This is a genomic window from Aureivirga marina (genome assembly GCF_015767265.1).
Lineage (GTDB): Bacteria > Bacteroidota > Bacteroidia > Flavobacteriales > Flavobacteriaceae > Aureivirga > Aureivirga marina.
This window is the reverse complement of record NZ_JADPIB010000002.1, coordinates 456,535-482,815: the sequence shown is the minus strand read 5'-3', so window position 1 is coordinate 482,815 and position 26,281 is coordinate 456,535. Positions and strand designations below refer to the sequence as shown.

General features: G+C 26.3%; 26 protein-coding genes and 1 pseudogene. 15 read left to right on the top strand and 12 right to left on the bottom strand.

Going from position 1 to position 26,281, the window contains the following annotated elements:
• Nucleotides 1-253: 253 nt before the first annotated feature.
• Nucleotides 254-1,252 carry a nucleoside hydrolase gene (locus I1A51_RS06380; protein WP_196892189.1) on the bottom strand — a complete coding sequence of 333 codons (999 nt, stop codon included), beginning with the start codon at nucleotides 1,250-1,252 and terminating at the stop codon, nucleotides 254-256.
• 216 nt (nucleotides 1,253-1,468) lie between these two features.
• Between I1A51_RS06380 and I1A51_RS06375 the strand changes: the two genes are divergently transcribed.
• On the top strand, nucleotides 1,469-1,927 hold the full coding sequence (locus I1A51_RS06375) for a GyrI-like domain-containing protein (protein ID WP_196892187.1): 459 nt from the start codon (nucleotides 1,469-1,471) through the stop codon (nucleotides 1,925-1,927).
• A gap of 121 nt (nucleotides 1,928-2,048) precedes the next feature.
• Nucleotides 2,049-2,498, top strand: a complete 450-nt coding sequence (locus I1A51_RS06370) for a DoxX family protein (protein WP_196892185.1) — start codon at nucleotides 2,049-2,051, stop codon at nucleotides 2,496-2,498.
• 55 nt (nucleotides 2,499-2,553) lie between these two features.
• Here I1A51_RS06370 and I1A51_RS06365 read toward each other — a convergent pair whose 3' ends face one another.
• Nucleotides 2,554-3,180 (bottom strand): hypothetical protein, encoded by a 627-nt coding sequence (locus I1A51_RS06365; protein ID WP_196892183.1) that lies wholly within the window; start codon nucleotides 3,178-3,180, stop codon nucleotides 2,554-2,556.
• A 244-nt stretch (nucleotides 3,181-3,424) separates the two neighbouring features.
• Between I1A51_RS06365 and I1A51_RS06360 the strand changes: the two genes are divergently transcribed.
• On the top strand, nucleotides 3,425-4,132 hold the full coding sequence (locus I1A51_RS06360) for a DUF6000 family protein (protein ID WP_196892181.1): 708 nt from the start codon (nucleotides 3,425-3,427) through the stop codon (nucleotides 4,130-4,132).
• A 23-nt stretch (nucleotides 4,133-4,155) separates the two neighbouring features.
• Here I1A51_RS06360 and I1A51_RS06355 read toward each other — a convergent pair whose 3' ends face one another.
• A complete protein-coding gene (locus I1A51_RS06355) occupies nucleotides 4,156-5,028 on the bottom strand; it encodes a hypothetical protein (RefSeq protein ID WP_196892179.1) in 873 nt (290 codons plus the stop codon).
• Nucleotides 5,029-5,156: 128 nt separating this feature from the next.
• Between I1A51_RS06355 and I1A51_RS06350 the strand changes: the two genes are divergently transcribed.
• From I1A51_RS06350 to I1A51_RS06330, 5 genes are all read left to right on the top strand, one after another.
• The gene (locus I1A51_RS06350) at nucleotides 5,157-5,594 is read left to right on the top strand and encodes a winged helix-turn-helix transcriptional regulator (protein ID WP_196892177.1); all 438 of its coding nucleotides are present in this window, start codon (nucleotides 5,157-5,159) and stop codon (nucleotides 5,592-5,594) included.
• Between the two features lie 4 nt (nucleotides 5,595-5,598).
• Entirely contained in the window at nucleotides 5,599-6,093 is a 495-nt protein-coding gene (locus I1A51_RS06345) for a nuclear transport factor 2 family protein (protein WP_196892175.1), read from the top strand.
• A gap of 172 nt (nucleotides 6,094-6,265) precedes the next feature.
• Nucleotides 6,266-6,976: a hypothetical protein gene (locus I1A51_RS06340; RefSeq protein WP_196892173.1), complete on the top strand. Its 711-nt coding sequence runs from the start codon at nucleotides 6,266-6,268 to the stop codon at nucleotides 6,974-6,976.
• A 165-nt stretch (nucleotides 6,977-7,141) separates the two neighbouring features.
• Nucleotides 7,142-8,101 carry a hypothetical protein gene (locus I1A51_RS06335; RefSeq protein ID WP_196892171.1) on the top strand — a complete coding sequence of 320 codons (960 nt, stop codon included), beginning with the start codon at nucleotides 7,142-7,144 and terminating at the stop codon, nucleotides 8,099-8,101.
• Between the two features lies 1 nt (nucleotide 8,102).
• Entirely contained in the window at nucleotides 8,103-8,567 is a 465-nt protein-coding gene (locus I1A51_RS06330; protein WP_231373975.1) for a nuclear transport factor 2 family protein, read from the top strand.
• Between the two features lie 65 nt (nucleotides 8,568-8,632).
• On the opposite strand, the gene I1A51_RS06325 is transcribed toward I1A51_RS06330, so the two are convergent.
• The 4 genes from I1A51_RS06325 to I1A51_RS06310 form a co-directional block, all read right to left on the bottom strand.
• A complete protein-coding gene (locus I1A51_RS06325; protein ID WP_196892169.1) occupies nucleotides 8,633-9,400 on the bottom strand; it encodes a Rossmann-fold NAD(P)-binding domain-containing protein in 768 nt (255 codons plus the stop codon).
• Between the two features lie 123 nt (nucleotides 9,401-9,523).
• Nucleotides 9,524-10,435 carry a helix-turn-helix domain-containing protein gene (locus I1A51_RS06320; protein WP_231373974.1) on the bottom strand — a complete coding sequence of 304 codons (912 nt, stop codon included), beginning with the start codon at nucleotides 10,433-10,435 and terminating at the stop codon, nucleotides 9,524-9,526.
• Between the two features lie 180 nt (nucleotides 10,436-10,615).
• On the bottom strand, nucleotides 10,616-11,371 hold the full coding sequence (locus I1A51_RS06315) for an SDR family NAD(P)-dependent oxidoreductase (protein ID WP_196892167.1): 756 nt from the start codon (nucleotides 11,369-11,371) through the stop codon (nucleotides 10,616-10,618).
• Nucleotides 11,372-11,506: 135 nt separating this feature from the next.
• Nucleotides 11,507-12,322: a hypothetical protein gene (locus tag I1A51_RS06310; RefSeq protein WP_196892166.1), complete on the bottom strand. Its 816-nt coding sequence runs from the start codon at nucleotides 12,320-12,322 to the stop codon at nucleotides 11,507-11,509.
• 214 nt (nucleotides 12,323-12,536) lie between these two features.
• Between I1A51_RS06310 and I1A51_RS06305 the strand changes: the two genes are divergently transcribed.
• The 4 genes from I1A51_RS06305 to I1A51_RS06290 all read left to right on the top strand — a co-directional run bounded on the left by I1A51_RS06305 (nucleotide 12,537) and on the right by I1A51_RS06290 (nucleotide 16,667).
• The gene (locus tag I1A51_RS06305; protein WP_196892165.1) at nucleotides 12,537-13,310 is read left to right on the top strand and encodes an N-acetyltransferase; all 774 of its coding nucleotides are present in this window, start codon (nucleotides 12,537-12,539) and stop codon (nucleotides 13,308-13,310) included.
• A 155-nt stretch (nucleotides 13,311-13,465) separates the two neighbouring features.
• Nucleotides 13,466-13,909 (top strand): DUF6531 domain-containing protein, encoded by a 444-nt coding sequence (locus tag I1A51_RS06300; RefSeq protein WP_196892164.1) that lies wholly within the window; start codon nucleotides 13,466-13,468, stop codon nucleotides 13,907-13,909.
• 8 nt (nucleotides 13,910-13,917) lie between these two features.
• Nucleotides 13,918-15,198, top strand: a complete 1,281-nt coding sequence (locus tag I1A51_RS06295) for an RHS repeat domain-containing protein (RefSeq protein ID WP_196892163.1) — start codon at nucleotides 13,918-13,920, stop codon at nucleotides 15,196-15,198.
• Nucleotides 15,198-16,667: a leucine-rich repeat domain-containing protein gene (locus I1A51_RS06290; protein ID WP_196892162.1), complete on the top strand. Its 1,470-nt coding sequence runs from the start codon at nucleotides 15,198-15,200 to the stop codon at nucleotides 16,665-16,667. Before I1A51_RS06295 ends, I1A51_RS06290 begins: the two co-directional genes overlap by 1 nt.
• A gap of 46 nt (nucleotides 16,668-16,713) precedes the next feature.
• Here the strand turns inward: I1A51_RS06290 and I1A51_RS06285 are convergent.
• Nucleotides 16,714-17,286: pseudogene (locus tag I1A51_RS06285) on the bottom strand (tyrosine-type recombinase/integrase); the annotation flags it as partial.
• Nucleotides 17,287-17,299: 13 nt separating this feature from the next.
• Entirely contained in the window at nucleotides 17,300-17,470 is a 171-nt protein-coding gene (locus I1A51_RS06280; RefSeq protein WP_196892158.1) for a hypothetical protein, read from the bottom strand.
• Nucleotides 17,471-17,845: 375 nt separating this feature from the next.
• On the opposite strand from I1A51_RS06280, the gene I1A51_RS06275 reads away from it, so the two are divergent.
• Genes I1A51_RS06275 through I1A51_RS06265 form a run of 3 tightly spaced genes read left to right on the top strand, consistent with a single transcriptional unit; the run spans nucleotide 17,846 to nucleotide 21,505 of the window.
• Nucleotides 17,846-19,324: a 3'-5' exonuclease gene (locus tag I1A51_RS06275; RefSeq protein WP_196892156.1), complete on the top strand. Its 1,479-nt coding sequence runs from the start codon at nucleotides 17,846-17,848 to the stop codon at nucleotides 19,322-19,324.
• A gap of 7 nt (nucleotides 19,325-19,331) precedes the next feature.
• Nucleotides 19,332-19,997, top strand: a complete 666-nt coding sequence (locus I1A51_RS06270) for a DarT ssDNA thymidine ADP-ribosyltransferase family protein (protein WP_231373973.1) — start codon at nucleotides 19,332-19,334, stop codon at nucleotides 19,995-19,997.
• Nucleotides 19,994-21,505, top strand: coding sequence for an ADP-ribosylglycohydrolase family protein (locus tag I1A51_RS06265; protein WP_196892152.1), 1,512 nt, complete (start codon nucleotides 19,994-19,996; stop codon nucleotides 21,503-21,505). The genes I1A51_RS06270 and I1A51_RS06265 overlap by 4 nt, the downstream gene beginning before the upstream one ends.
• A 41-nt stretch (nucleotides 21,506-21,546) precedes the next feature.
• Here I1A51_RS06265 and I1A51_RS06260 read toward each other — a convergent pair whose 3' ends face one another.
• From I1A51_RS06260 to I1A51_RS06250, 3 genes are read right to left on the bottom strand one after another with little or no spacing between them, the layout of a single operon-like run.
• A complete protein-coding gene (locus I1A51_RS06260; protein ID WP_196892150.1) occupies nucleotides 21,547-22,344 on the bottom strand; it encodes a GIY-YIG nuclease family protein in 798 nt (265 codons plus the stop codon).
• Nucleotides 22,345-22,363: 19 nt separating this feature from the next.
• Nucleotides 22,364-23,056: a M48 family metallopeptidase gene (locus I1A51_RS06255; RefSeq protein ID WP_196892148.1), complete on the bottom strand. Its 693-nt coding sequence runs from the start codon at nucleotides 23,054-23,056 to the stop codon at nucleotides 22,364-22,366.
• Nucleotides 23,049-26,261 carry a type I restriction endonuclease subunit R gene (locus I1A51_RS06250; protein ID WP_231373972.1) on the bottom strand — a complete coding sequence of 1,071 codons (3,213 nt, stop codon included), beginning with the start codon at nucleotides 26,259-26,261 and terminating at the stop codon, nucleotides 23,049-23,051. Before I1A51_RS06250 ends, I1A51_RS06255 begins: the two co-directional genes overlap by 8 nt.
• Nucleotides 26,262-26,281: the final 20 nt, after the last annotated feature.

The following is a 26,281-nucleotide window of genomic DNA, read 5'->3' as shown; positions in this document are numbered from 1 at the left end:
GGGGTAATTATTTTTTAAAAGAGTTTTTGATTAATTAATGTTAAAATAAAATATAAAAACAATTATTAATGTTAATAAATATGTTTATTGTAATAAAAATTAAGCAAAAGAATAAAAAATAATTGAATATATTTTACGGTTTCCCGTAATTATTGAAAGTTTAAAAGATGAATGAATAATATGTAGATATTAGAAGAATTTAAGTTTGAAAAAATAACATTCTGAAAAAATAATATTTCAGAATGTTAATTTATTATGATTTAAAGTTTAATTTTTTTAATTGCGTGACATAATAATTATAAAAATCTTCAACTTTGATTTTTGTTGCAATTTGTACAGTAGTTTCTAAAGGTTCAATATCAGGAATTAGTTCCACATGCATTGTTCCTTGTGTTTCAGGATCTGGAGAAATATCAACGGAAACAAAAGCTTGTTGAAAAGAATATAAATCTGGTTTACCTAAATATGCAGTTGCAGCTGTATCCCAAAAACTAAATCCATATTGAAAAGCAACTAAGGAATACATTTGAGTTGCAAGAGAAAGTGCTGGGTATTTTCCACTTTCAGGAAGGAAATGTTTTCGAATAATTTCTGTTGAAAGTGTTACATTGTTAGTGACATTTAAAGGAAACATTTTTAGATTTATTCCAGAAGTAATAACATCTTTAGCTGCTTTTGGATCCCAATAAACATTCCATTCAGCGTTTGGATTTGCTCCAGGAGCAATACCTGTGTCAATATTTCCAGCAGGTGTTTCTTGATTGATATAAACACCACCCATCCAAACAATTTCATGAATTTTATCTCTAAAAGTAGCGTCTGATTTAATAGCATTGGCGATGTCAGTCACAGGAGAAAGACAAAGTAAAGTTATTGGTTTTTGATTATTTTCTTTATAAACTTTATTCACCATATCAATCAAAGGATATTCCATTTGTGGTTCTGGAACTTTGATGTTTTTTTTAAATTGATTGATAATTGGAAGTACATTTACCATCAAAGAATATTGACGATATGTCCATGGAAAAGGATTCCAGCCACGAGCTCCAGAAACAACAACAGGAATGTGTTTAAGAGAGATTAAATCAAGAATTTTACTACAAACTTTTGCAGTTGGATAGCCTTGACAATCTGCGTTGACAACCATAATTCCTTTAATATTAATATTTGGCATTGACGCAGCGAAGAGAATTGACATTAATTCATCTGTAGCACCATCATGAATGATAATAATATCTTTTTTTTCAGACATAATTTAAAATATTACAAGGTTATTATTATTAAATACTCATTAATTTACGAAAAATTAAAAGGTAAATAATTGATTATTAGTTTAGTAAATTGATAAGGTTTTGTAAGGTTTTCTGTGCATGAAAAAATACTATCTTGAAATAAAACAAATAGAAAATATTGTGAATTTTAATTATCCAAAAGATTATATTGAAAATTATATCATAAAAAATTAAAAATGGAACATAAGAAAAGTTTTAGAATTGTTGGAATTTCAGTTGAAACAACAAATGAGAATAACCAAGCATTAATTGATTTAGGCAAACTTTGGGGAGATTTCTACACTAAAAATATTGCAGAGAAAATTCCTAATAAAAACAGTGAAGATATTTATGCAGTTTATACAGATTATGAATCGGATTATACTGGAAAATATACAGCGATAATTGGTTTTTGTGTTGATACGTTTGATGAAGTTCCGAATGATTTCACAAAAAGAGAATTTAAAGAAGGAGTTTATCAAAAATTTATTGCTAAAGGAAAAATGCCAGATGTAATTGGAGAAACTTGGAATGAAATCTGGAAAAAAGAGGAGGAATTAGATCGAAATTATATTGCAGATTTTGAAATTTATGGAAAGAAATCACAAAATGGAGATGCTTCAGAAGTCGAGATTTTTATTGGTGTAAACAATTAATTTTAATTTTTTTTAAGGATAATTTTTTTCTCAAATCAAAAAAATAGATGAAAAGCGTTAAACTACATTAAGATTTTCCAATTTTGTTGCACATAGTTTTGCCTTATTAAAAGAAGAAATTATGATGCAGAAAATTTTTAACGCAGAAAAATCAATTGCTTCCTTATTTATCAGATTAGCTTTGGCAATTGTAATTTTACCACATGGAATTCAGAAAGTTTCTGACTTTTCAAATATTTTAGAAATCTTAAATTCGTTTTATGGTTTACCAACTTTTATTGGAGTTTTGGTAATCTTAATTGAATTTCTAGCTCCAATGTTTTTGATTTTAGGTTTGTTTACTAGAGCAAATAGTTTAATCATTGGGTTTTTAATTTTAGGAGCTTCTTATTTTCATTTAGAAAATGGATTTTTCATAAATTGGTTTGGAAGTCAAGCAGGAGAAGGAGTGCAATTTCATATTTTATTTGTTTTGACAGCTCTAGGTTTGTCTTTCATTGGTGGTGGAAAATGGTCAATTGACTTTATAATGCAAAATAAATTAGATAGAAAAATAGAAGTTGAAGAATAAAATAATTACAAACTTTTCTACATTTTCAGTAGAAAAGTTTGTATTAAAATATATTCTAGTTATTTATTAATTGATTTTTTAAAAACTCATTTTCATAATCTAAAAGATAAAATTGTCTTAATTTCATATGAGTTAAAACACTTATCGCTGGTTGATCTTTATACATATAATTCAGATAAAAAATTTGCTCTCCATTTTGAATAAGCATAGAACTTGTATTAAGTCTTGTTTCAATTTTTTGCTTTAAACTTTCATCTTTTACTAATTTTAAAATTTTATCTCTATATTGATTTAATTTTAAAACAAATTCTTCCGCTTTTGAATTATATTTCTCACCATTAAAAAACAATATTTCGACATTTTCTTTATTTAAAAATTCTTCATATTTATAAATGAAATCTTGGATATTTTGATTTTTAATTAGTTCAGAATTTACTTCGTCTAAATATTTTATATAATCTGTTGTTAGTTGATGGTAAGTTTCAACATCTTTATTGTTTACTAATTTTTTATTCTTAAGACTTTTTTGAATTTGTTCTTTTAAACGTAAGTTAAAATATGCAGTTTCTTCATATAACTTAAAAGTTAAATCAAACGTATAATTTTCTTCATTTTTAGAACTAAATTCAGGTTTACAAGAGAATACAATAATTGCTAAAAGAACTAATAATAATTTTTTCATAGATTTTAATTTATAGTTTATTTTTAAAATATTTCATAACAATGAGTATCCAAATATAGAAGATTTTATTTTAAAAAGAGCGAAATTTGCTTTTCCCCATAAGATTTGGGATGAAATGTTGTTAAGTTTGATAATTGAAGAATAATATATATCCGAGTTCAAAAATATCAAGTCTTTATTTTTGATTCGTTTTTTATCAAGGAAAAAGAATGATTTAGAATATTGAAATTTGAAGAAAATAACTATGAAAAAAACTTTTTTTAAACAATTTATCAGAAAATTTAAAAAAGACATTGATTTAAACGATGTAGATACGCATAGAAAATTTATTAATCCTTATTATCTTAAATTGATGGGATTTAATTTTTTAAGAGATGATAATCCAATAAAATTTTTAGAATCTGTTAAATCACTAAAAGATGACTTCACATTAGATGATTTAAGAACAATTTTAATGTTTGAAGAAAATTGGAGACCTCGTAAAGTTGGTGCTTGGGTTATAGGTTTATGTCAAATAAAAGAATTAGAAAAAGAGTTGATAGAATATTTAAAAATATATCCTATTTATTGTGAGCATGTAATTTCGAATTTAGTATTATTTAATTCTCTTGAAGGAAGAAAAGCAATAAACGAACACGTTTTAGGTTTTTTAGAAGAAATTTTATTTTTAATAAAAGAAAATAAATTTCATGATGGATGGAATTTATTTGAAATAAATTCTTTGAGATGGGGATTTAATGCTCTTAAATATTTAGATGCAATTAATAAAACAAAAGATTTTGAAAATATGATTAATTCAAATATTTGGAAAGAAATTCTAATTAAATGTAATGAAAATTCAAGTTCCTTTTCAAGATTTTATTATTATGATTGGTTCAAAAATGAAGAAAATATTGATTGTGATTTTACAGAATCTTTTAAGGTGATTAAAAATGTTGTTGATTATGAATAAATAGTTTTTAGATGTTATAAAAATTATTTCCAAACTTTCTTTTTTAGATTTTGATTATAATAGTTAAAAACATGTTCCCATTCACTATTTTGATTCCAAATTTCACTTTCTACTTTTTCAATTTCATCTAACGAATTATGGTAGTTTTGACTGAATTGCTTTCGTTCTTCTGTTGAAAATTTTTCAAGTTTTGGATTGTTTATTTTTCTTTTTGGATTTTCAATAAAATTTAAAACATCAATATATTCTTGATTATCAAATAGAAATTTAGTGTTTTTAGGAAAAACATGAATTGTTTCACGAATTGCTTGCGGAATTTTAGAATAACCTAATTTTTCAAATGATTCTGGAATAAAAGGAACTAATTGTGGCATATTTCCAAAAATTCCAAAAGCCCAACCATCCGAATTTACATTTCCTATAGTTTGAAAGGAAATATATAATGTAAAAGCTTCTTCTGTAAGAATATTTTTAAATTCTTCTAAAGGAGTATAAATAGAATGTTCTGAAAAAAGTAATTCTGAAAGTGAAAATAAAGCTTTTTCATAAGGTGAAATTTTATATTTCTCTTCTATTTTTTGATTAATTACTTTAATAAGATTCTGAATTTTTTGATTTATCTGATTTTTCGATTTTAGAAGTTTTATTTTCTTTAAAATCTTTAGTTGCTCTTTAATTTTAAATAAATTATTGCTTTCTGATTCAACATTTATTTTTCTTACAAAATTTAAAATCCCTTTTGGAATGTCCATTCTTATTAAATCATTTTCCAATTCTTTAAAAAGAATAGATGGATTTTGAATTGCATTACTTTTTTCTTTTTCTAGAAATGGAATTAATAAATCTTCCAAAGTTGGATTATTTGTTAAAATATTTATTGAATTTTTAAGCAGCATTTTTTTAGTTTTTGAGATTCTAAAATACAGAAAAATCTAAAAGTAAATCTCTGAATTTTTACTTTTATTTTGCAAGGGATAAAATAATTATTACTTTTGTTTTGCAAGTAAAATTTAAATTAATAAAAATGGAAGATTTTTTTAGATGTAAATGTCCGATAACTTCTAGTTTAGATATTTTCGGAGATAAATGGACTTTAGTGATTGTAAAACAAATGCTTTTTGAAGAGAAAAGTACGTTTAAAGATTTTACAGAAAGTGAGGAGGCAATTGCTACAAATATTCTTTCATCTCGCTTAAAAATGTTGGAAAAATTTGGTTTAATTGAAAAAGAAAATCATCCAAACAATAAGAAAACAAATATTTATACATTAACAGAAAAAGCATTGTCATTTACGCCAATTTTGATTGAATTAATGATTTGGAGTAAAGAAAATATACAAGAATTTCATCCAAATTTAAATATTCATCCAGATTTAAATAGGATAAAAAAGAATAAAGAAAATGCAGCTAGCCAGATTGTAAAATCATATAATCAATTTAAAAAATCCCTTTTTAAAAATTAAAAAAATGAGTATTTCAAATAAGCAAAAGCCACAAATTGTTTTTGAAAATTTCACACAAGAACATTGGACAAAACAAGAATCAGAAAATGTAAAAATGGTTGTTGATTTCTTTCAAAAATTGATGAACGAACATGATTTTGATTACATTCAAAAAAAATATGGACAAGGTTCTTATATACAACACAATCGTGCAATTCCAAATGGAATTTCTGGACTTATAAATTATATTAAAGATTTGGTGAAAAGATTTCCAGAATATTCATATGATTTAAAGAAAGTTTATGTTGATAAAGATTTTGTCATTTTTCACAGTCATGTTACCATGAAAGCAAAACATAGAGGAAATGAGAAAAAAGGATTTATTATAACAGATACTTTTCGCTTAGAAAATGGAAAATTAGCAGAACATTGGGATGCAATGCAACCAATTGATTTTTTCTCTAGATGGTTGTTTTTATTGATTGGAGGAGCTATTAGAAATAATAATCCAACTTTTTAATTTGGCTTTTAAAGAATAAGAATTTTATGATAATTTTTTTACTTTTGCGTTCTTAGTACTATGAGATTTCTTTTTAGATGTTTAAAGAATTTATTAAGAATAATAACAAATTAAATTATTTGTCAAAATAGTATTATCCTAGATATAAAAAATTAAATTTTTAAAAATGATTATGAAAAAAAAAATCTTTATTTTTTTACTTGTTCTATCAAGCTTTAGCGCAAAATCACAAATCACAGGTTTACCAGATGGAAGTATTGGTTTAGGAACTTCTGAACCTAAAAGTAAATTAGATTTTGGAACAAATTTTTCAAATCCCTCTACATATCCTAATAAAATCACATTATGGTCAAATGGTCCAAATAACTATTTTGGTTTTGGTATAAGTAATACAAATTTAGATTATTTTAGCCAACATAACCATCGTTTTTATACAGGATATAATGGTACACCAGGAACAGAAAAAATGGTCATTAATTTAAATGGTGATGTGGGAATTGGAACAACAGATCCTGATGGATGGAAGTTAGCTGTAAATGGAAGAATTAGAGCAAAAGATATTTTAGTAGAAACTGCTAACTGGCCAGATTATGTATTTGAAAAAGAATATAATTTACCATCTTTAAAAGAAGTTGAAAATTATATTAAACAATTTGGACATTTAAAAGATATTCCTAGTGCAAAAGATGTCGAAAGTAATGGTTTTTATCTTGGATCTATGAGTTCAAATTTACTTCAAAAAATTGAAGAGTTGACATTATATACAATCAAACAAGAAAAAGAAATTGAGAAATTAAAGAAAGAGAATAAAGAAATTAAGCAATTAAATGAGAAATTAATTGAATTACAAACTAGATTAGAAAAGTTAGAGTCTGAAAATTAGTAAATTAGATTTGTAAAAAAATAAAATAATATTCTCAGTTAAGATTAAAAAATCTTCAATTTAAAGTGTCACATTCTAAAAAAGGATTAGTCTTTATTTAAATACAGTTTATAAAAACCGTTTAGATTTAAATAAAATCTAAATATTTAAAAACCAAATTATCAAATGAAGACAACCTTTAAAATATTTGTACTTTTCTTATTAATGATAAGTTGTACAAATAATGAAAAACCAAATACGTCAAAAAAAGAGAAAAAACATCAATATAGTACAAAAGTAAATTTATGTATTCAAGACAATAAAATTTCTTCGGATTGGATCCAAGCTTTGCAAGGAAGACATAGCAAAAAATTTATAGATTCTCTAGCTAAAGTTGAAAGACCTTTAACACAAGAAGAACAAGATTGGTTTACATTAATCAATTCAAGAGCAGAGAATTGGAATAATTTTAAAGACTCGTTGAAAGTACCTTTTGGAGATATTTTTATCAATGATTCTACAAATGTTTTTCTTGGATATCAAGGATATGATGATGCATTTACAACTGGTTATCAAACTGTTTGTTTGAATCTTACAGCGCTTACAAGAGAATATGGTTCTGCTAAAAAAGATAAAAATAAAGTAAGAATTGATCGATTTTTTGCACATGAATACACACATTTATTATCAAATGAATGGGCGAGGCAAACGGAACAAAAATTAGAGAATTTTAAAGACACCATTTATTGGCAATGTATGTTTGAAGGTTTAGGAATGTATCGTTCAATGTCTGATAAATGGTTTCCAGAAGGAGATTCTTTATCAACAATTGCGAATAAAACTTTTGAAACCCTTTATCCAACTTTTACAGAAAGAATAACTACCATTGAAACTTCAGAAAAATTAACAGAAGAAGAGAAATGGCAACTTCGTAGAAACCTTTCTCGTGGTCCAATGAAAAGAAAATGGGGAGCTTTGCCTGTTGCAGTTTGGCTTGCAATGGAAGCGAAAGGAGATGATAAAAATTTAAAGCCATGGATTGAGATGGGACCAAAAGCATTAATTCCATTAGCTAAAAAGTATTTAACTGGAGAAAATAAAGTTAAATTTGAAAAAGTGTTTTCTAATAATTTAAATGCTAAATAAAATGATGAATTTAAGATTATTATTTTCTGGTTTTTTGATTCTTTGGACAACGAATAATGTTATTGGACAAAATAATTTAGAACCACATAAAGATTCATTAGAAAACATTGTTGAGAAATATTACGATTTAAATATCAAAGTTTTTCAAGCAGATTCAAAACGTGAAGATATCGACAAAGTTTTCGAACTTTTTACAGAAGATTTCACTTATATACACCCACAATATGGAGGAGTTTATTCTCGAAAAGATTTATATGATGGATATGTTCGAAATCAAGAAAATGGTGGATATACAGGAGAAGAAGCAGATGTGAAAATTATTAATAAAATAATTGGGTTAAATGCTGTTTCAGTGCAAAGAAGTTATGTGTTGAAAAAAGACGGGAAACTTGAAGATGGAAATCCACAAATGACACATTTTGAATTTCAAAATGGAAAGATATATAGAATTACAGAATATTGGTAAAATCAATACTAAAATGCGTAAAATCTAATTTTAATTTTGCGCATTTTAATTTTATTAAAATAGATTTAAAATTTTACATTAAAAATAAACGGTAATTTTCCCTTTAAAGATTTATTTTGTTCTGTTACAATCAAATTTACAACAAAACTTCCTAAATCTTCTGCAATTAATGATTTCCCTTTCCCTTTTTGGTAATTACTTTTGTCTTTGTATAAATCCATTTCGACTTTTGATGCTAATCCCATATTTCCTGAGCCAAATCGAACATTTCCACATCTAAAAATAGTCCAATTTTTATAAGCAGAATTAATTATAAAATTTGCTTCTACATATTTGTCATGTAAAGCTTTAATTAAAGTTCTTGTGATTTTTGAAATTCCTCCCCAAAATAAACCCGAAGAACCGTCAACTTGTTTGAATTTTTCTGGACCTATAAAGAAAAATAGGTGAGGAGTTTTATTTTGAGAAATAGTGTTTTCGATAATTTTCTTTGTTAAATCGGAAACAGGAGTTTTCCAATTTCGATTTATTTTAGAAAAAGGATTATATGCTATTTTAGGTGAAGCACAATTAAAGATATTTTTACATGAAATTATTTCAATCCATAATTCATTATTCTTTATTTCATTGTTGAAAAAATCAACTTCTCTAATTTTTAAAAGATTTTCTTTAAACGAAATATTTCTTTCATTTAATAAATTTTTCAATTTTAATTTCGATCTTACAATTGCAAGCACAGGAATTTTATGTAATAATAAATGAGATGTTATTTCAATTCCAATACAACCTGTTGCGCCTAAAACACAAGAAAAATTGTTTTTTAAATCTTCCATGATAAAATTTAATTAAAGATTTGAGTCTAGAAAAAAATATAATTTATTTTAGAATTGACTCAAAAGTTTGACCATACAAATTTTGGAAGAATTTAAAAGAAAAGATTGTCCTATATTGCTATTTTAATTTTTATTATTTGCATATTCTTTCGGACTCATTCCAGTTTTGTTTTTAAATAATCTGCTAAAACTTTGACGTTGTTCAAAACCTAAACTATATGCGATTTCACTGATGGATTCTGGTGAATTTAATAAAAGTGTTTTGGCTTTTTCAATAAGAAAATAATGAATATGATCCATTGCACTTTTTCCAGTTTCTTGCTTTAATAAATCTCCTAAATAGTTTGGTGATAAATGCAATTGATTTGCGCAATATTTAACTGTTAGCAATCCATTTGTTTTAACTTCTTTTGATTCGAAATAGCTAGTTAAAATTTCTTCAAATTGCACTACAATTCCTTTATTATGATGATTACGAGTTAGGAATTGTCTTCCATAAAAGCGATTACAATAATTCAGTAAAACTTCTATGTTTGAAATAATTAAGTCATGACTAAAAGGATCTAATTTATCACTGAATTCTTTTTGAATCGTTTGAACAATTGAAAATAAAGTGTTTTTTTCATTTTCTGATAAATGAAGAGCTTCATTTATATTGTACGAAAAAAAGGAATATTTTTTTATTTTATTGTGAAGTAAACTTGAACGAATTAAATCAGGATGAAAATACAATCCCCAACCTTCACTAAATGCATTTTTTTCAATATCTGTTACAACACTAAGTTGATCAGGAGCCATACACAATAGAGAAGCCTCTGAAAAATCATAATCTTTTCTTCCATAAATCACACCTGCGCCTTTGAGTTTTTTTAAAACAATAGAATAAAAATTAAAAACTTTTCGAGTGCCACTTTCCATCGCATTCAAATCAATTTCTGAAAAATCTATTAATGTAATTAAAGGATGTGTGGGTTTATGTGGATAACTGAAAAACTCATGGAGTTTACTTATCGAATTTATCTTAACAGTCTCCATAATATTATGTTTTTAAATTAATTAAAATTAATATTTTCTCTGATAAAATTATTAAACTTAAAACATATTATAAAATGAATTTCTTTAAAGTTTATTAGCTAGTTCTATCAATAGTTAATATGAAAAAAAGAGCTAATAAACTTCGTTAAAATCAATTTAAATATGCAATTTGTAATAAAATTATCCTAAAAAGTTCGGTTGTCCATTTGAGGCCATTACTCCGCCATCAACTGGTAAAATTGCACCAGTGATAAAACTTGCATCATCACTTAAAAGAAAAGCAATTGGAGCTGCAATTTCTTCTGGTTTTGCTGCTCTTCCTAAAGGCATTCGATTTCTAACTTTTGCCATCATTTCTTCACTTTCTGTTACAAAAGATGCCATATCCGTATCTGTTAAGCTTGGAGCAACAGCATTAATTCGAACACCTTGGGGACCTAGTTCTAGAGCTAAAGCATGTGTAAAGTTTGTTACTGCACCTTTAGATGCACAATATGGACTAAATGCCCAATCTCCACGAATTCCTGAAACAGAAGACACATTTACAATGGAACCACCTACTTTTTTCAAATGTTCAATGGACATATTAATAGTATTAAAGACTCCATCAACATTAATTTCCATTACCTTTTTCCAATCTTCAATAGTTACATCCCCAATTGGACCACCAACAACAACAGCTGCATTATTGATAAGACCATCCAATCGTCCAAACTTTTCTAAATGTGTATTAATTAACTTTTGAACATCATCACGATTTGTGACATCTCCCTGTATAGCAAGAGTTTGCTCAGGTTTTGATATATCTTCTAAAACTTCCTCAAGTTTAGATTTTCGACGTCCAAAAATGGTGACAGACCATCCATCTTTTACTAATCTTTTAGCTGTGGCAGCGCCCATTCCTGTTCCACCACCTGTAATAATTGCTGATTTCATACTCTAAAATTTTGTTTTATAAATTAGTATGACAAAGTTAGATTGTGAGATTTTCAGGAAAGAAACCATATTACAGGAATAAGAAGTCATATTACAGAATTTGTTTTTTAACCTAATTTTAATTTTCTGAATGTTTTATTGAGGAGGTAAGTTATATCCAACTCGAATATCTTTTCCATGAGTTTCTCTAAAATCATTTTCTTTATGAGAACGGTTGCCGATTCGTTCATTAATTTCATTTGTAATATCATCTCCACGTCTATGATTTATACGATATGTACCATCCATCTCATAATATTTGTGTTCGATATTTTTACCAGGATTGTCTTTGAATCCGACATTTAATATTTCTTCTAATGGAATAAGTTCATCAACAATTTGAACACCACCTCGTAAAACTTCATGATATACTAAATTATCCATGGAAGGTGATTCATTTTTTAAAAGATGAAGAGCATGACCTAATTCATGATATGCAATTGTTGTAGCTCGATTTTGTTCTTGTTCATTTCCATCTTCTAATCTATAGCCTGTTTTTTTTCGTTTGGCTTCGAGTCTATCATTAATTGGAATTTGAACGTTTACATCACCAACTAATTTTCCTCGAGTAGCTCTTGTAATTGGTTCTGCATAGAAAGGACCAGTTGGAGAATTATCAATATAAGCTGTATTTCTTTGTTTTGTTATATCTTTAATTATACTTTTTCCTTGATCATCGTCTTTTAAATCTTTCCAAACTTTAGAGTTTCTTACTTTATCAGCATTTATTTTTAATTGAATAGGATGTTGTGGGTTATTATTTGTTATTTCTTGTAGTTTCATTTGCATAACAGACTCAGGTCTATTATCTATAAATTGAAATTTCGAATTACTAACACTTTTCTTTTGAGAAATAGTATCTTTTATTGGTTGATTTTTATTCTCTTGTTTTTTATCAATGTTAGTGCGCATATTTCACTTGATTTTTTGATTTCAGTAAACTGCTTTATTTATTTTTTAAAAATACAAAAAACTTCATTGTCAGGTATGTATATTTTAATTCGACTTGTTTTTCATATTCTAAATAAAATTATTCACATGTTTACTTTCGTATATTTTAGTTAAAAAAGTCTATAAATGAGAAATAAAAAATTAATACTTTTAAGAAATATTCTAAAAATATAAAATGGAAAAGTTAATAGATTTAAATACAGAAAATATTAGTGAAGAGCATATTTGTTGTGCAATATCAGATAAAAAATGTTCAGATAGTTATCAAGCTAAAAAGGAATGGTTATCAAGAGAATTTAATAATGGATATATTTTTAGAAGAATCAACGAAAGAGCAAAAGTTTTTATAGAATATGGGCCAGCAGAAAAAGCATGGATTCCGATTACGGCTCCTAATTATATGAATATTAATTGTTTTTGGGTTTCAGGAAAATATAAAAAGAATGGATATGGTAAAGAATTATTAAATTCAGCAATAAATGATGCTAAAAAGCAAGGTATGGATGGATTAGTAACCGTTGTAGGAACTAAGAAGTTTAATTTCATGAGTGATGGAAAATGGTTTTTAAAACAAGGATTTGAAGAAGTTGAAAAAACATCAAGTGGTTTTAGTTTATTAGTGAAAAAAATCAAATCTTCTGGAAAAATACCTGCTTTTAATGAATCCGTAAAAAGTGGAGAATGTGAAGAAAAAAGAGGAATAGTTGTTTATTATTCAAATCGTTGTCCATTTGCTGAATTTCATGCTAAAAATTCTTTGTTAGAAACAGTTAAAAATAGAAATCTCCCTTTAAAAATAATTAAATTAGAAACGATGGCTCAAGCTCAATCTGCTCCAAGTCCCGCAACAATTTTTAGTTTGTTCTATAATGGAAAATTTATAACTACTGATATTAGTATTTGTATGGATGTTAAGTTTGATAAAATAGTAAATAAAATATTGAATTGAATAGAATAAAAAAACTTCTAGTACGAATAAAAATCCAGTTACATTAATTCAAAAATCTATTATAAAACTTTAGAATAATCTTCAGGTAGAAAAAAATACTTTTATAATAAATATCTTAATATAATTTATACCAATATAGTTGAAAGATTGCTTGTATGATTAATATAGTAATTGGAGAATTTGTATTGCATGAAGAAGATATTTTTTACGATGGCCCAATTCCTTTTCGTTGGACGCGAAATATATTTTCCTTTGTAGAGAGGGAAGACACTTACCACAAACATTGGCATTTTAATTACGATCAATATGTTGAGATAGATGAAGCTTTAGATAGTTTTTTCTGGCAAAATGATAATGGAAATATTCTAGAAATGCCTTATTTGAGTCTTGGTGACGAGGCTGTTTTAAATGAAGATAAAATTATTTATCGCCATACTAAAGATGGTATTGAAATAGAAGATTACAATGCGAATTTAACCTATCATTACAAGGAAAAAGTAAGTTTGTTTTCTCCAACAAATAGACGTCGATTTTTGCTAAGTGAAATCTCACGTTTGCGTTTTGAAATTGTTTTTTTAAATATAAGGATGATTTATTGATTAAAATTGTGGAATCTAACGGCTCGGAGATTGATTTGTCTTATGATAAAAGAGGTCGTGTTGAAAAAATGACGATGGAAAATGGTCGAGAAGTTGCATGGAAATACAATAAAAATGGACAAGTAGAGCAGGTTGCAGACAGTAAGATAAAATCCTTTTTTCAGTATGATGATTTAGGTCGCGTAAAAACTGTAGATACTGAGGATGGAAATCACGTAGATTTTGAATATGATGCGATGGATAATATTGTCAAAGCAAAAGATAAATATCATGATGTTGCATTTTCTTATAGTCCGACAGGAAGAATACTAAGTCGTTCAGAAAATAATACAGAGATTCAATTTTTGTATGATAAAAATGATCAATTACTTTCAATTACAAATGAACATAAAAATATTTATCACTTTAAAAGAGATGAATTAGGGAATTTGATTGAAGAAAGTGGATATGATGGATTAAAACGAGAATATCGCCGAAATGCAGGAGGAAATGTAGAAAAAGTGATTACTCCTGACCATAAAATTACAAATTATACTTATGATACTTTAGGAAATATCAGTAAGATAATTCATGATGATAAGAGTGAGGAATTATTCACTTATGACAAAAATGGTCAAAAAGTATGGTCATGTGAATTGGATATTTATGGAAAAGTGCGTAGTATTGAAGGGAAACGTTCTTTTATTCCATTTCGATATCAAGGACAATATCATGATCATGAAACAGGCTTGTATTACAATCGTTTTCGCTATTATTGTACAGATATAGGAACGTTTATTTCTCAGGATCCGATTGGACTTGCTGGAGGAATGCCGAATATGTATTCTTATGTGCATGATGTGGGAGCTTATTTAGATCCTTTGGGATTATTTGAAACATTAACAATTGTTAGAGTGTTTACTGAAAATTCTCAAACAGGTGTACATTATTATGCATATTTTACGAATTCTAAAGGAAAATCAATGTTTACTCATTTATCAGGTGATGATTTAGGAACTAAAATTGTGACAAAGGAGAATACAATGGTTAACTTAGATGATATAGCAGATGAAAATAAAAGAGTAATTAGAGTTAATAAAAAAGGTAAAAACAAGAAGAAAATGATTGAAAATGCTATAAAATCTATAGTAGAAAGTGGACAGTTTAATCAAAAAGTTTGGGATATGGATGCAGGAATTGATTGTTTTAGATACCTACAAAGATTAATTGAAAAAATTAATCCAAGTGTTCATGTTCATGGAGATGATTTTTATAATAGATTTGATAAATTGCCTAATCAATGTAAATGATGGAGAATGTCATAAAGAGAATAGAAGAAGAATTTAATACAAAAATTATAAAATCTAAAACATTTCATCCATTTAAAAATACATTTAATACAGATATAAAAGGAAATATAATAACACTAGATTTAAGAGAAATTACTATTAAAGATTTTGAATTTATTACTCAGGTATTAAATTCTCTTGAATTTTTATCCTTAATAGACTGTGAAATAAAAAGCTTGAAATCAATAGGAGATTTTAAACAACTTAAAAAATTATTTATTCATAATTGGGATGAATTAGATTTAAAAATAAAGGATTTAGAAAAATTAATTCAATTAAAAGAATTAAAATTATGTGGTTTAGAGATTGATGATAAAAATGATTTTGAATACATTAAGAAATTAAAAAACTTAGAATATTTAAATCTAAGTTTTAATTATGAACTTTCAACTTTTAAAGGTTTAGAATCTTTAAAAAAGTTAAAAACTTTAATATTGAGTTGTTGTGATATAGAAAATTTTGAAGATGTAGATATTATGGAAAACCTACATTATTTAAATTTGGATGGAACTCCATATTATGAAAAATCCAAAATTAGAAAATTTGATAAATTTCCAAATCTTGAAAAACTTATATTATCAGACTGTTCTATTGAAAAGATAAATGGTTTTAAAAATATCGAAAATTTAAAGGAATTAAATTTAAGTTCTAATGATATTCTAAAAATAGAAAATTTAGAGAATTTTGAAAATCTCGAAATATTAAATTTGACTAGTAATGAAATATCTAAGATAGAAGGTTTAGAAAAATTAAAGAATTTAAAAATACTGAGAATAGAGAGTAATAATCTAACTAAGATTGAAGGCTTAGAATCTTTAGTAAATTTAGAATCTTTAATTTTGAATGATAATAAAATTTCAAAAATTGAAGGATTAAACCAATTAAAGAAATTAAAAACTTTAGAATTACAAGAAAATGAAATATCTAAAATAGAAGGTTTAGAAGAATTGAATAAATTAGAATATTTAGATTTATCAAAAAATAAATTATCAAAAGTAGAAGGCTTAGATTCTTTAGTAAATTTAGAATATTTGAATTTATCTGAGAACAAATTTTCTAAAGTAGAAGGTTTAAAGAATTTAAAAAATCTTAAAAGATTATATTTAATAGGTTTTAATACTGATGATTTTAGTGAGATTAGAAACTTGAAAAAGTTAGAGTTTTTAAATATTGGAAGAAATCAAATAAAAGATTTTAAAGATATTCCTTTTGATAATTTAAAAACATTATTTCTAATAGATAATTCAATAAATGAAGTGTCAGATGAAATGTTAGGACTTGAAAAGCTTGTTTTAACTAGAAATAATATAAAATATATTGATATAAATTGGCTAGAAAAGATAAAAGGAAATTGTACAATTTATCTAATAGGAAATCCAATTAAAAAGATTGATGGAAAGATTCCTGATAATGTGAAAATAGTTTTTTAGGAAATAAAAATATAAAAGCTCCAATTTAAATTGGAGCTTTTTGTTATTAAAAATCAATAGTAAAATCTTTAGAATAATCTTCTGGAAGATAAGCTCCAATATTTCTTAAATAATTATCTAAAGTTTTTATAGTTGTATGTCTTGTAATCGTGATTAGTTTATTCTTAGCATCAATAGGAGGTAAGCCTTGATTTAAAAATGAAAAATATAAGTTTTTAATAAAAGTATGTCTAAAGGAATAAATTCCATAATTATCACCTAAATTCAAATCTCTTTTAACTTTTAAAAATCGGTAAGAAAAGAAATCAGCCTTTGATTTTTCTCTAGTTGTTATCCAAGAATCAGGTTTTTCACTTTTCGAAAATAAATAATAATCATCTGGATAATTTTGAATATCCATTTTTTCAATTAATTCCATCAACTTATCTATGATATAAATTATAGAAATCTTCTCGGTTTTAGTTTGAACTTTGATTGTTCTTTCCTTTAAATTTATATCACCAATTTTTATCCTGGTAATTTCAATTGGTCTTAAAAAAGAATAAGTAAGAAATTGAATATAGGTTAGGAGATAAGTGTCATTTTCTTGAAGATAATTTTTTAGTTTCTCCACTTGATCATCTGTTAAGCTTTCATTTTTTCACTGGTTTTTCAGGTAGTTTTTCAATACCTATCATGAAGTTTTTATCTAAAATTTCATCTTGCATCATTTGATTTGTTAAAGACAAATATATTTTTCTGTAATTATTATAATTATATGCTGAAAGATTTTTTTTGGAAATTTCTTCAAATAAATAAATCATATGTTTTTATTAATTGCCTTTGCAGGAAGATGATTTAATTTGTTTTTCGAAATTCTTCATTACTAAAATATTGATAAAAGCCAGTGATTATCAATGTTTTCTTATTTCCCTGAATAATTTTGAAAAAGTGCACACAACAGGATTTGAACCTGCACATCCGCTAGGATACGAGCCCCTCAAAAGAATAAAATAAGAATATTTATTATAACTAGCTGTTAATCAATATGTATTTTTTGATTGATTAATATAAAGATATGTTTTTTTGTGCTCTTTTACGTGATGTTTTTTTAATTAAATAATTGATTTTACGGGAACCCGTAAAATTTCAATGTTCAGTTTTAATACTTTAGAACACTAAATTTAAAAAATTACAAAATGCTGAAAAAAATCACATTAACAGGAGAACAAAAACAAATATTATTTTTACCACCTAAAAACCCTATTCAAATAAAAGGAGTAGCAGGAAGTGGAAAAACTACTGTTGCACTTTATAGAGCAAAACATCTATTAGAGACCCAACAAAACTTATTTAATAAAGCTAAAGTAATAATTTTTACTTTTAATAAAACACTTGCAGAATATATCAATGCAGTTAAGCCATATATAAATGGAGGATATCAAAAGGATAGTGATGAATTAATAAAAAGATCTCCAATTGGTTTAGATATTCAAGTTATTAATTTTCATAGTTGGGCATTTAAATTTCTTAATTTACCTTTTGGAAAAACTTTATTTCAAAATCAACAAATTGATATTATTAAAGAGATTTTACTTAGTTTAAATTATCTAAATTCCAATATTTTGAAAAAAAGTCCAGAATTTTTTCAAGAAGAAATATCGTGGATGAAAGGAAAAGTATTTTTAAATAAAAGTGAATATATTGAATCTTCAAGGGTAGGTAGAGGAACAACAGATCGTGTTACAAAAAAAGATAAAGAATTTGTTTGGATTGTTTATGAAAAATATAATTCAATATTAAAAGCCAAAGGTAATTATGATTTTGATGATTATGCATTATTAGCTTTAAAGAAAATAAATTCAATATCAAATTTTCAAAAACCATTTACTCATATCATTATTGATGAAGCACAAGATTTAAATAAAGCTCAAATTCTAACTATTTCAAAATTAGTTTCGTCTGAAACTAATAGTTTGTCGATTATTGCTGATGCAGCTCAAAGAATTTATAAAAGTGGTTTTACTTGGAAAGAAGTTGGATTAGAATTAAGAGGTAGGTCTAAATCTTTCAAAAAAAATTATAGAAATACAATTGAAATAGCAAAAGCAGCTAATTCACTATTAGATAAAGAAGAAGATAGAGAAGATTTTACAGAAATTGAATATTCATATAGAAAAGGTAAAAAACCAATATTGGGAGTGTTCTCAACATATGATGAACAATTTGAATATTTAGAATCGCAACTTACAGATTTAAAAGAAAAAGATGATTTAAATAGTACAGTTATTTTACATAGGAATAATAAGGGAGTTAATCAATTAAGATATTTTTTAAATCAAAATGGATTTCCAACTGAATTAATTAAATCTAAAGATGGAGTAGACTATAATAGTACAAATATTAAGTTATGTACAATGTCTTCAATTAAAGGTTTAGAGTTTAATAATGTATTTATAACTGATTTAAATGATGATATAATTCCAAGTAATGAGGGATTTATAGATGATAATGATGAATTTCATATTTCAACTGAGAGAAGATTATTATATACTTGTATGACTAGAGCAAAAAATAAACTATTTTTATTAAGTAGTAATATTTTAAATTTTTCTAGATATTTAGATGAGATAGATGAAGATTTGATAGATAATATTTCTATAACTCAAAATATTTAATTGAATGTTGAAAGAAAATTATATAGAATTCAAAGAAGAAATAAAAAAAAGAAAAATTGAATATTTAATTCATTTTACTCCAACTATTAATTTATATAGTATTTTAGAAAACAGAAAATTGTTGAGCAGAGCTAAACTAGAAAGTTTGGATATTAAGGTTTCAGATATTTTAGATTATGCTCAATTTACAGACAATATAAGATATGATGATAAAAATTATATAAATTTATCTATTTCTTCACCAAATACATTTCTTTTAAAAAAATTTAAAGAAAAAACAAAAGATGATTTTATTACATGGTGTATATTAAAAATTGATCCAAAATATGTATACATTAATGACACTCTTTTCTCTGTAACTAATGCAGCATCTTCTTCAGCTAAATATCAATATGGTATATCAAATGACATAGATAAATTTAAGTTAATGTTTAAAGAAAATATATCTATTCAAGATAAGCGAGTAATTAATAGAAATTTAATTAAAGATAAATATCCAACTGATATTCAGGCAGAAGTTTTGGTTAAAGATGAAATTTTTATTGATAATATTATCGAAGTTTGTTTTGAATCAGAAGAAAAACTGGCAGAAGCTAGAGCAGCAATGTCAGAATTTGATACAAGCAATTTTATTGTTGATAATCAAATATTTTCACCAAATAGAAATATATGAAACCTATAACAAAATATAAAGGAAGTATCAAGCTAGCAGCTATTGGAGATGCTTTAGGGTGGATTACTGAGTTTGAAAATAATAAACAAAGTTTAAAAGAAAAATATAATGTAGAAGAAATAAAGACTTTTTATAATTGGGAAAAAAAAGTAGGAGGTAAATTTAATGGATATGTAGATGAAATTAAAGAAGGTTCATATTCTGATGATACACAACTTGTTTTAAGTGTTGCAAGGTCAATAAAAAATGGAGGAGATGTTGATAATGAGTATTTCTCTAAATTTGAATTACCAAATTGGTTATTATATTCAAGAGGTGCAGGTAGAACAGTAAAGAATGCAGCAAAAATGATTCAAAGAAAATCTGCTAAATGGAATGATAACTTCTTTAAATTTAAAATTAATACTAATAATATAGACTACAGAGATTGTGGTGCAAATGGTGCTGCAATGAGAATTCTACCAATTGCATTAGCAAATTTTGGAGATTTTGAAAAAATAAAAAAAGAAATATTTAAAAATAGTATTATTACTCATGGTCATCCAAGGGCTATTATAGGAGCAATTTTATATGGGGATGCAATAAATACAATTCTGCTTTATAGAGAGGATAGCTTTTCTTTTAATACATTTTTGATAGAACTAGGAAAGGATATGCATTCAAAATATTCTATAAAATATTTACTTGAAGAAGAGTTTTTTGATTGGGAGATGAAATGGAATTCTAAATATGAAATAAATTTTAGAGAATTATATCAAAAGACATTAGATGAAACTCAAGAATACTTAAGAATAATTTATAGATATTTAATAAGTGAGCCTATTGATTTAGAAGTTTTAAAATCTCTAGGATGTTTTGATAAAGAAACAAAGGGCTCTGGTATTTCGACTGTTGTAGCTGGAATTTATTTTTTATGTAAATATTTCGATTCACCTCAAAAATCATTAGAGAAACCTGTAAATTTTTTAGGAATAGATACTGATAGTATTGCTGCATTTACAGGGGGATTATTAGGTGCTTTATATGGGCAGAATATAATTCCAGATAAATGGAAAAAAATTCAAGATTTAGAATATTTAGATGTGATTTCTGAAAGATTATTAAAAATATCGGAAGGAAACTACAATGACTTTTTTAATCAGGATTCTAATAGTGATTTTAATTATCTATCCAATATTCAAAAAGATGATTTATATATAAATCAAAAAGTATACTTAGATACTTTAGGAGAAGGAATAGTTACTTATATAGATAGGCAAGACACATTGACTAAAGGAAAATATAATTTAATTATTAATGTAGATTTTAAAATTGGGCAGTCTGGGAAATTTACTAAAATATTAAATAAAGATGAATTGAAAATAGATGTAAATGATATAGAACAATTCAATAAATATTTAGATGGTTTAGATTCTTTACTTATAAATAAAATTAAGTTATTTATGGAGATTTTGAAAGAATCAGATAAAAAAGAATTTATTGAAATTATTGAAGGAATAAGAAAGTAAACCAAAACTACACCTAATATTTCAAATATTAGGTGTAGTTTTTAATTTGAATTATATCCAAAATCTCTAGTTAATAGAGTTCTTTTCCAAAAAGTTTCACGATTTAATATAATTTTATCATCTACAGTAGATTTGAAAATATCTAAAATAGAGTAGGAGAAGTGTTCTTTGATATGTTCAATGTCTAATTTTTTTAATTGTGTGTTTCCTCCATGGCCATTATATATATAATTAGACCAACGACCATGTAGCATAGAATTTCCATAAGCTGCACCTACATATTTTTTTCCATTAGATTTATCTGTAATAAGGTAGATCCCTTTTTGATTTTCTAATGCAGTTTTCCAAGTATTTTTATTTAAAACTCTCTTCAATTCTTTCCATGATAAATTTACATTTTCATATCCAGGAAATAAATCTTCGTCATAAGTATCTTCCAGAATTTGAGAAACAAAACAATCATCTATAATGCTTTCTGCCTTTCTAGCCATTTGTTGAGCATTATTCTCAAAATGAATAATTAACCTTCCAAAGTATTTTTCATATTTTTTGATAGTTTCATATTCATAACCAACTCCTTCAAAAATATTAAGATCTTTTGTTATTCTACTGATATCAAATAGGAGCCATTTATTTCCTTTTATTCGAACTAATCCAATAGCAATTTGTCCAACCTTATAAATCTTTTTTGAGCGATTCCAAAATTGCCAAGCTAATAAGTCGGAATGTTTGTTTTTATACAAATCAAATGGGTCTTCATGACCATTTGAAACATTTAATTTTATTTTTACATTACTTAGGTTTTCTAAGTGTAATAAGTCATTTAATTTTATTGACATTTTATTTATAATTTATTTCTCACAACTTCATATCATCCATTTTAGCATCTAATTGCAGAAAATTAGGAATATATTTTGCAACTTCTGCCCAATATTCTTTGGAATGATTTTTAATTTTTGTGTGAACCAATTCATGAACAATTAAATAATCAATTAAACTATATGGCAATTGAATTGCATCAAAATTTAAAATAATAGTATTAGAAGGTGTACAGCTTCCCCAACGTTTTTCTAGTTTTCTGAATTTTAATTGTTGGAATTCTAATCCTGTTTTTTTAACCCATTTTTTTACTCTAGGCGTTATTTTTTCTACTGCTTTTGCATTCAAAAATTTATTAAAAGCCTTTTGTAAATTCTCTTGTGTATTTAAATTTTCAGGTAAATAGACTTGAAATATAGATTCCGTAAAAGAAATTTTGATTTTTTTCAAATCATTATCCAAAATAAGTTGCACATAATATTTTCTTCCCAAATATTGCATTCTAGAACCTGTTACAATCGTGTCAGTATCTATAGATTTTACCAAGGCTAGCTTATTTAAAATCCAACGTGCTTTTTTTAAAATCAAATATTTTTGCTGTTCTTCTTCCAGAAAACTTCCTTTCAACACAACACCAGTATGCTTTTCCACACTGATATAATGTGTATTCAAATCTTTTTGCTCTTGAAAGATATATTCTATTGTCTTATTTCCATATTCTACACTAGGCATTTTTATTTTTCTTTAATACGTCTATCATTTCCCTCATCTTTTCTTTCGCATCTTCATGTTCTAACTTTAATTTTAGAACTCGCATTAATTTATTTTCAATTTTTTTCAGAACTCGTCCTTTGCTTTCCCAACCAATGATATTTAATTGTGCTTGGATTTCGTCAAAAAAGGTTCTTGTTTTTTCTTCTGCTTCTTCTGCAAAAATAGTTTTCATGGAATTAAATAAAGCAATTTCTTGCACAGTAACAAATCCTTTATTTTCTCCTTCTTTTCGCTCGTTTATAATTTGATTTTGAATTTCTCCAAAAGCGAATAATAACTGTGCTTGCGTAATCTGATTTGCTTCTTTTTCTTTTAGTAATTGTTCTAATCTTTCCGCTAGAGGTTTATAAAAATCAGGGTTTTTATCTATTCCAACTTTGATGGTATGCTTTAAATTATTTCGCATTTTCAATTCTTTTGTAGCAGGAGAGGTATTGGTTAATTCTTCCTCAAATTTTTCTCTATCTATAATTGAAATAGGTTCGTTGAATAAATTCTGAACTCCATTAGATTTCAAATGCTCATCAATTATTTCTTGTAACATTTTACTTTCGTCTTTGGTGATTTTTAATTCTTCATCTTCTGGAAAAGCATTTTTAGCTCTTATTTTTAATTCATTGAATAGTTTAAAATCACTCTGATATTTCATTGCTTTTTCATTGGGCAATACTAGATTTACAGATTTGTTAAATTGCTTCAGTAAATCTTTAAATTCATCTCGAATGTCCAAAGGTTCAATAAATCGGATGGCTCTGTCTATAAATTCATCTCGCTGATAATTCCTGTCTATTTTTATGGGTTTAAATAAAGAAACAAGCTTGGTATGATTTAACTCTAACTTCGGTAATTCTTCATTTAAATCTTTCAAAATATCTTCTGCAACCACATCTCCAGAAAAAATTTTCATAGCATGTTTTAAATCTTCTGTAATTCCACTATAATCTACTATAAAACCAGCATTTTTCCCTTTTCTGGAACGATTAACTCTGGCCAAAGCTTGTAATAAATTATGTTCTTTCAAAGGTTTGTCTAAATACAAACATGAGGCAATCGGAGCATCATAACCTGTCAATAGCATATCAGACACAATCAGAAAAGCAGTATTGTCATATTTCTTTTTTCCAGATTTTTCTGTTTCTTCTTCGTTTCCAAAAGGAAGTTTAAAATCTTCTGTAACGTCTTTAATATCCTCTGTAGGAACTACAAACACAGGTTTTTTATGATTCGGATTTTTTATATTCCAACTCATTGTTTCATGATATTCTCTCGCTATTTTATCTGATTTTGGCGAACCTAAACTCACTACCACTTTCGAATCAAAATCATGATAACCTTCTTCTTTTAATCGATGTAAAATTTGTTGGTATCGAATTGCAGCTTCTCGACCATTACAAACCAACATGGCTTTGTGTCCATCAGGATATATTTTTTCTTTAAAATGATCTACAATATGTTTTCCAATAGATTCAACTCTTTCTGAAGAAATTTGATATTTTTTTAAAGCATCTTTTTTAAGCTTGTCTTTCTTTTCCTCAGATGCATCGCCAAATTTTTCTTCAAATTCTGCTTCTAATGCTTCTTTTTTAATCGATAGTTTTGCAATTCCAGAATCGTATAACAAATCTACCGTAGCACCATCTGCTACAGCTTCTTTAATGGTGTAAACATCAATATAATTTCCTCCATAAAATTCTCCCAAAGTCGATTTGTCTTCTTTGGAAATCGGTGTTCCTGTAAATGCAATAAAATTTGCTTTTGGTAATACAGTACGCATAAAAGATGCTAAAAATCCATAATGACTTCGGTGTGCTTCGTCTACCAGGATATATAAATTTTCTTTCGCAGAAAGCTTTTCTAGTTGTATCGTTTCTCTATCGATTTCTTGCCATTTTCCATCTATTTTTTGTTTGTAAATTTTAGTCAGTGTCGTTTCGGTTATTTCTTTTTCTATTCTTATATCACCATTTTCTTCTACTGCTGTCTGATCGTTAGAAGTCGTATTTTCTTGATCTGGTTCTTGAAATTTCTGTAGAGTAGTGGTAATAATCGTCCCATAATCATTTCGTAACAATCCATCTAGATGTGCTACAGAATTTGCTTGATTTACATTTTTAAAACCGACATTTCGAAAAGTAGTTGTAATCTGTCTATCCAAATCTTTTCTATCAGTCATAATGATAACTGTAGGATTATCAAAACCAAATTCTGGTGCTTGTAGTTTTCTGGTAACATACGCCATGGTAATTGATTTTCCTGAACCTTGCGTATGCCAAACCACACCTCCTTCTCCTTCTTGTAGTTTTTGAATGGTTTTATTGGTTGCTCGTAATTGTTGATATCTCGGAAGTTTTTTGATAGTTTTTCCTTCGTTCAATTCAAAGATTACAAAATGACGAATCAAATCCAAAAGACGTTCTTTTCTAAAAAGAGAATACAGCAAAATATCTTGCTCTTTTGGCGAATCTCCTAAAAAATCTAGGGATTCGTCTTTGGCTGTTTTAAAAACAGAATAAAATTGCTCTGGTGCTTCTATGGCTCCATATTTTCCGCCAACTTCCCAAATTCCACAACAAATCTGATTGAAATGAAATAGTTTTTCGGAGTTTTTTTGGTAATATTTTAAATCTGAAAAAGCTTTATCCCAAGCGTTTTGTGCTTTAGGCGATTTACATTCAATAATTCCAATAGGCAATCCATTCACGAAAACTACTAAATCAGGAATGGAATGTTCTGCTATACCATGGAACTTTAATTGATTTACGACCAAAAAATCATTGTTTTCTGCATTTTCATAATCTATAAAATGAACAGGTAAATAAGTTTCTTTTCCTTCGATGATTTGTTTTACACGAAAACTCCCACCACGAATTAATTTCCACGCTTCTTGGTTAATTTCCATCAAAGAGCTTCCGTTTATAGAACTAATTTCTTGAAATGCTTTTTGTAAATTAATTTCATTAATCCACGGATTGATTTTTTGAATTGCCTTTTTTAAGCGTTCTTCTAAAAGTATTTGTGTAATTTCTGTTCGCTCTTCTAGCTGGCTACCTTTTGCATATTGATAGCCCATTTTTTGAAATAATTCGATAGCTGGTTGTTCGCTATAATTGTATTCTGGGGATTGATTCATTGTTTTTGTTTTATCAGACACTTTATCGGACATTTTATTGGACATTTATTGTT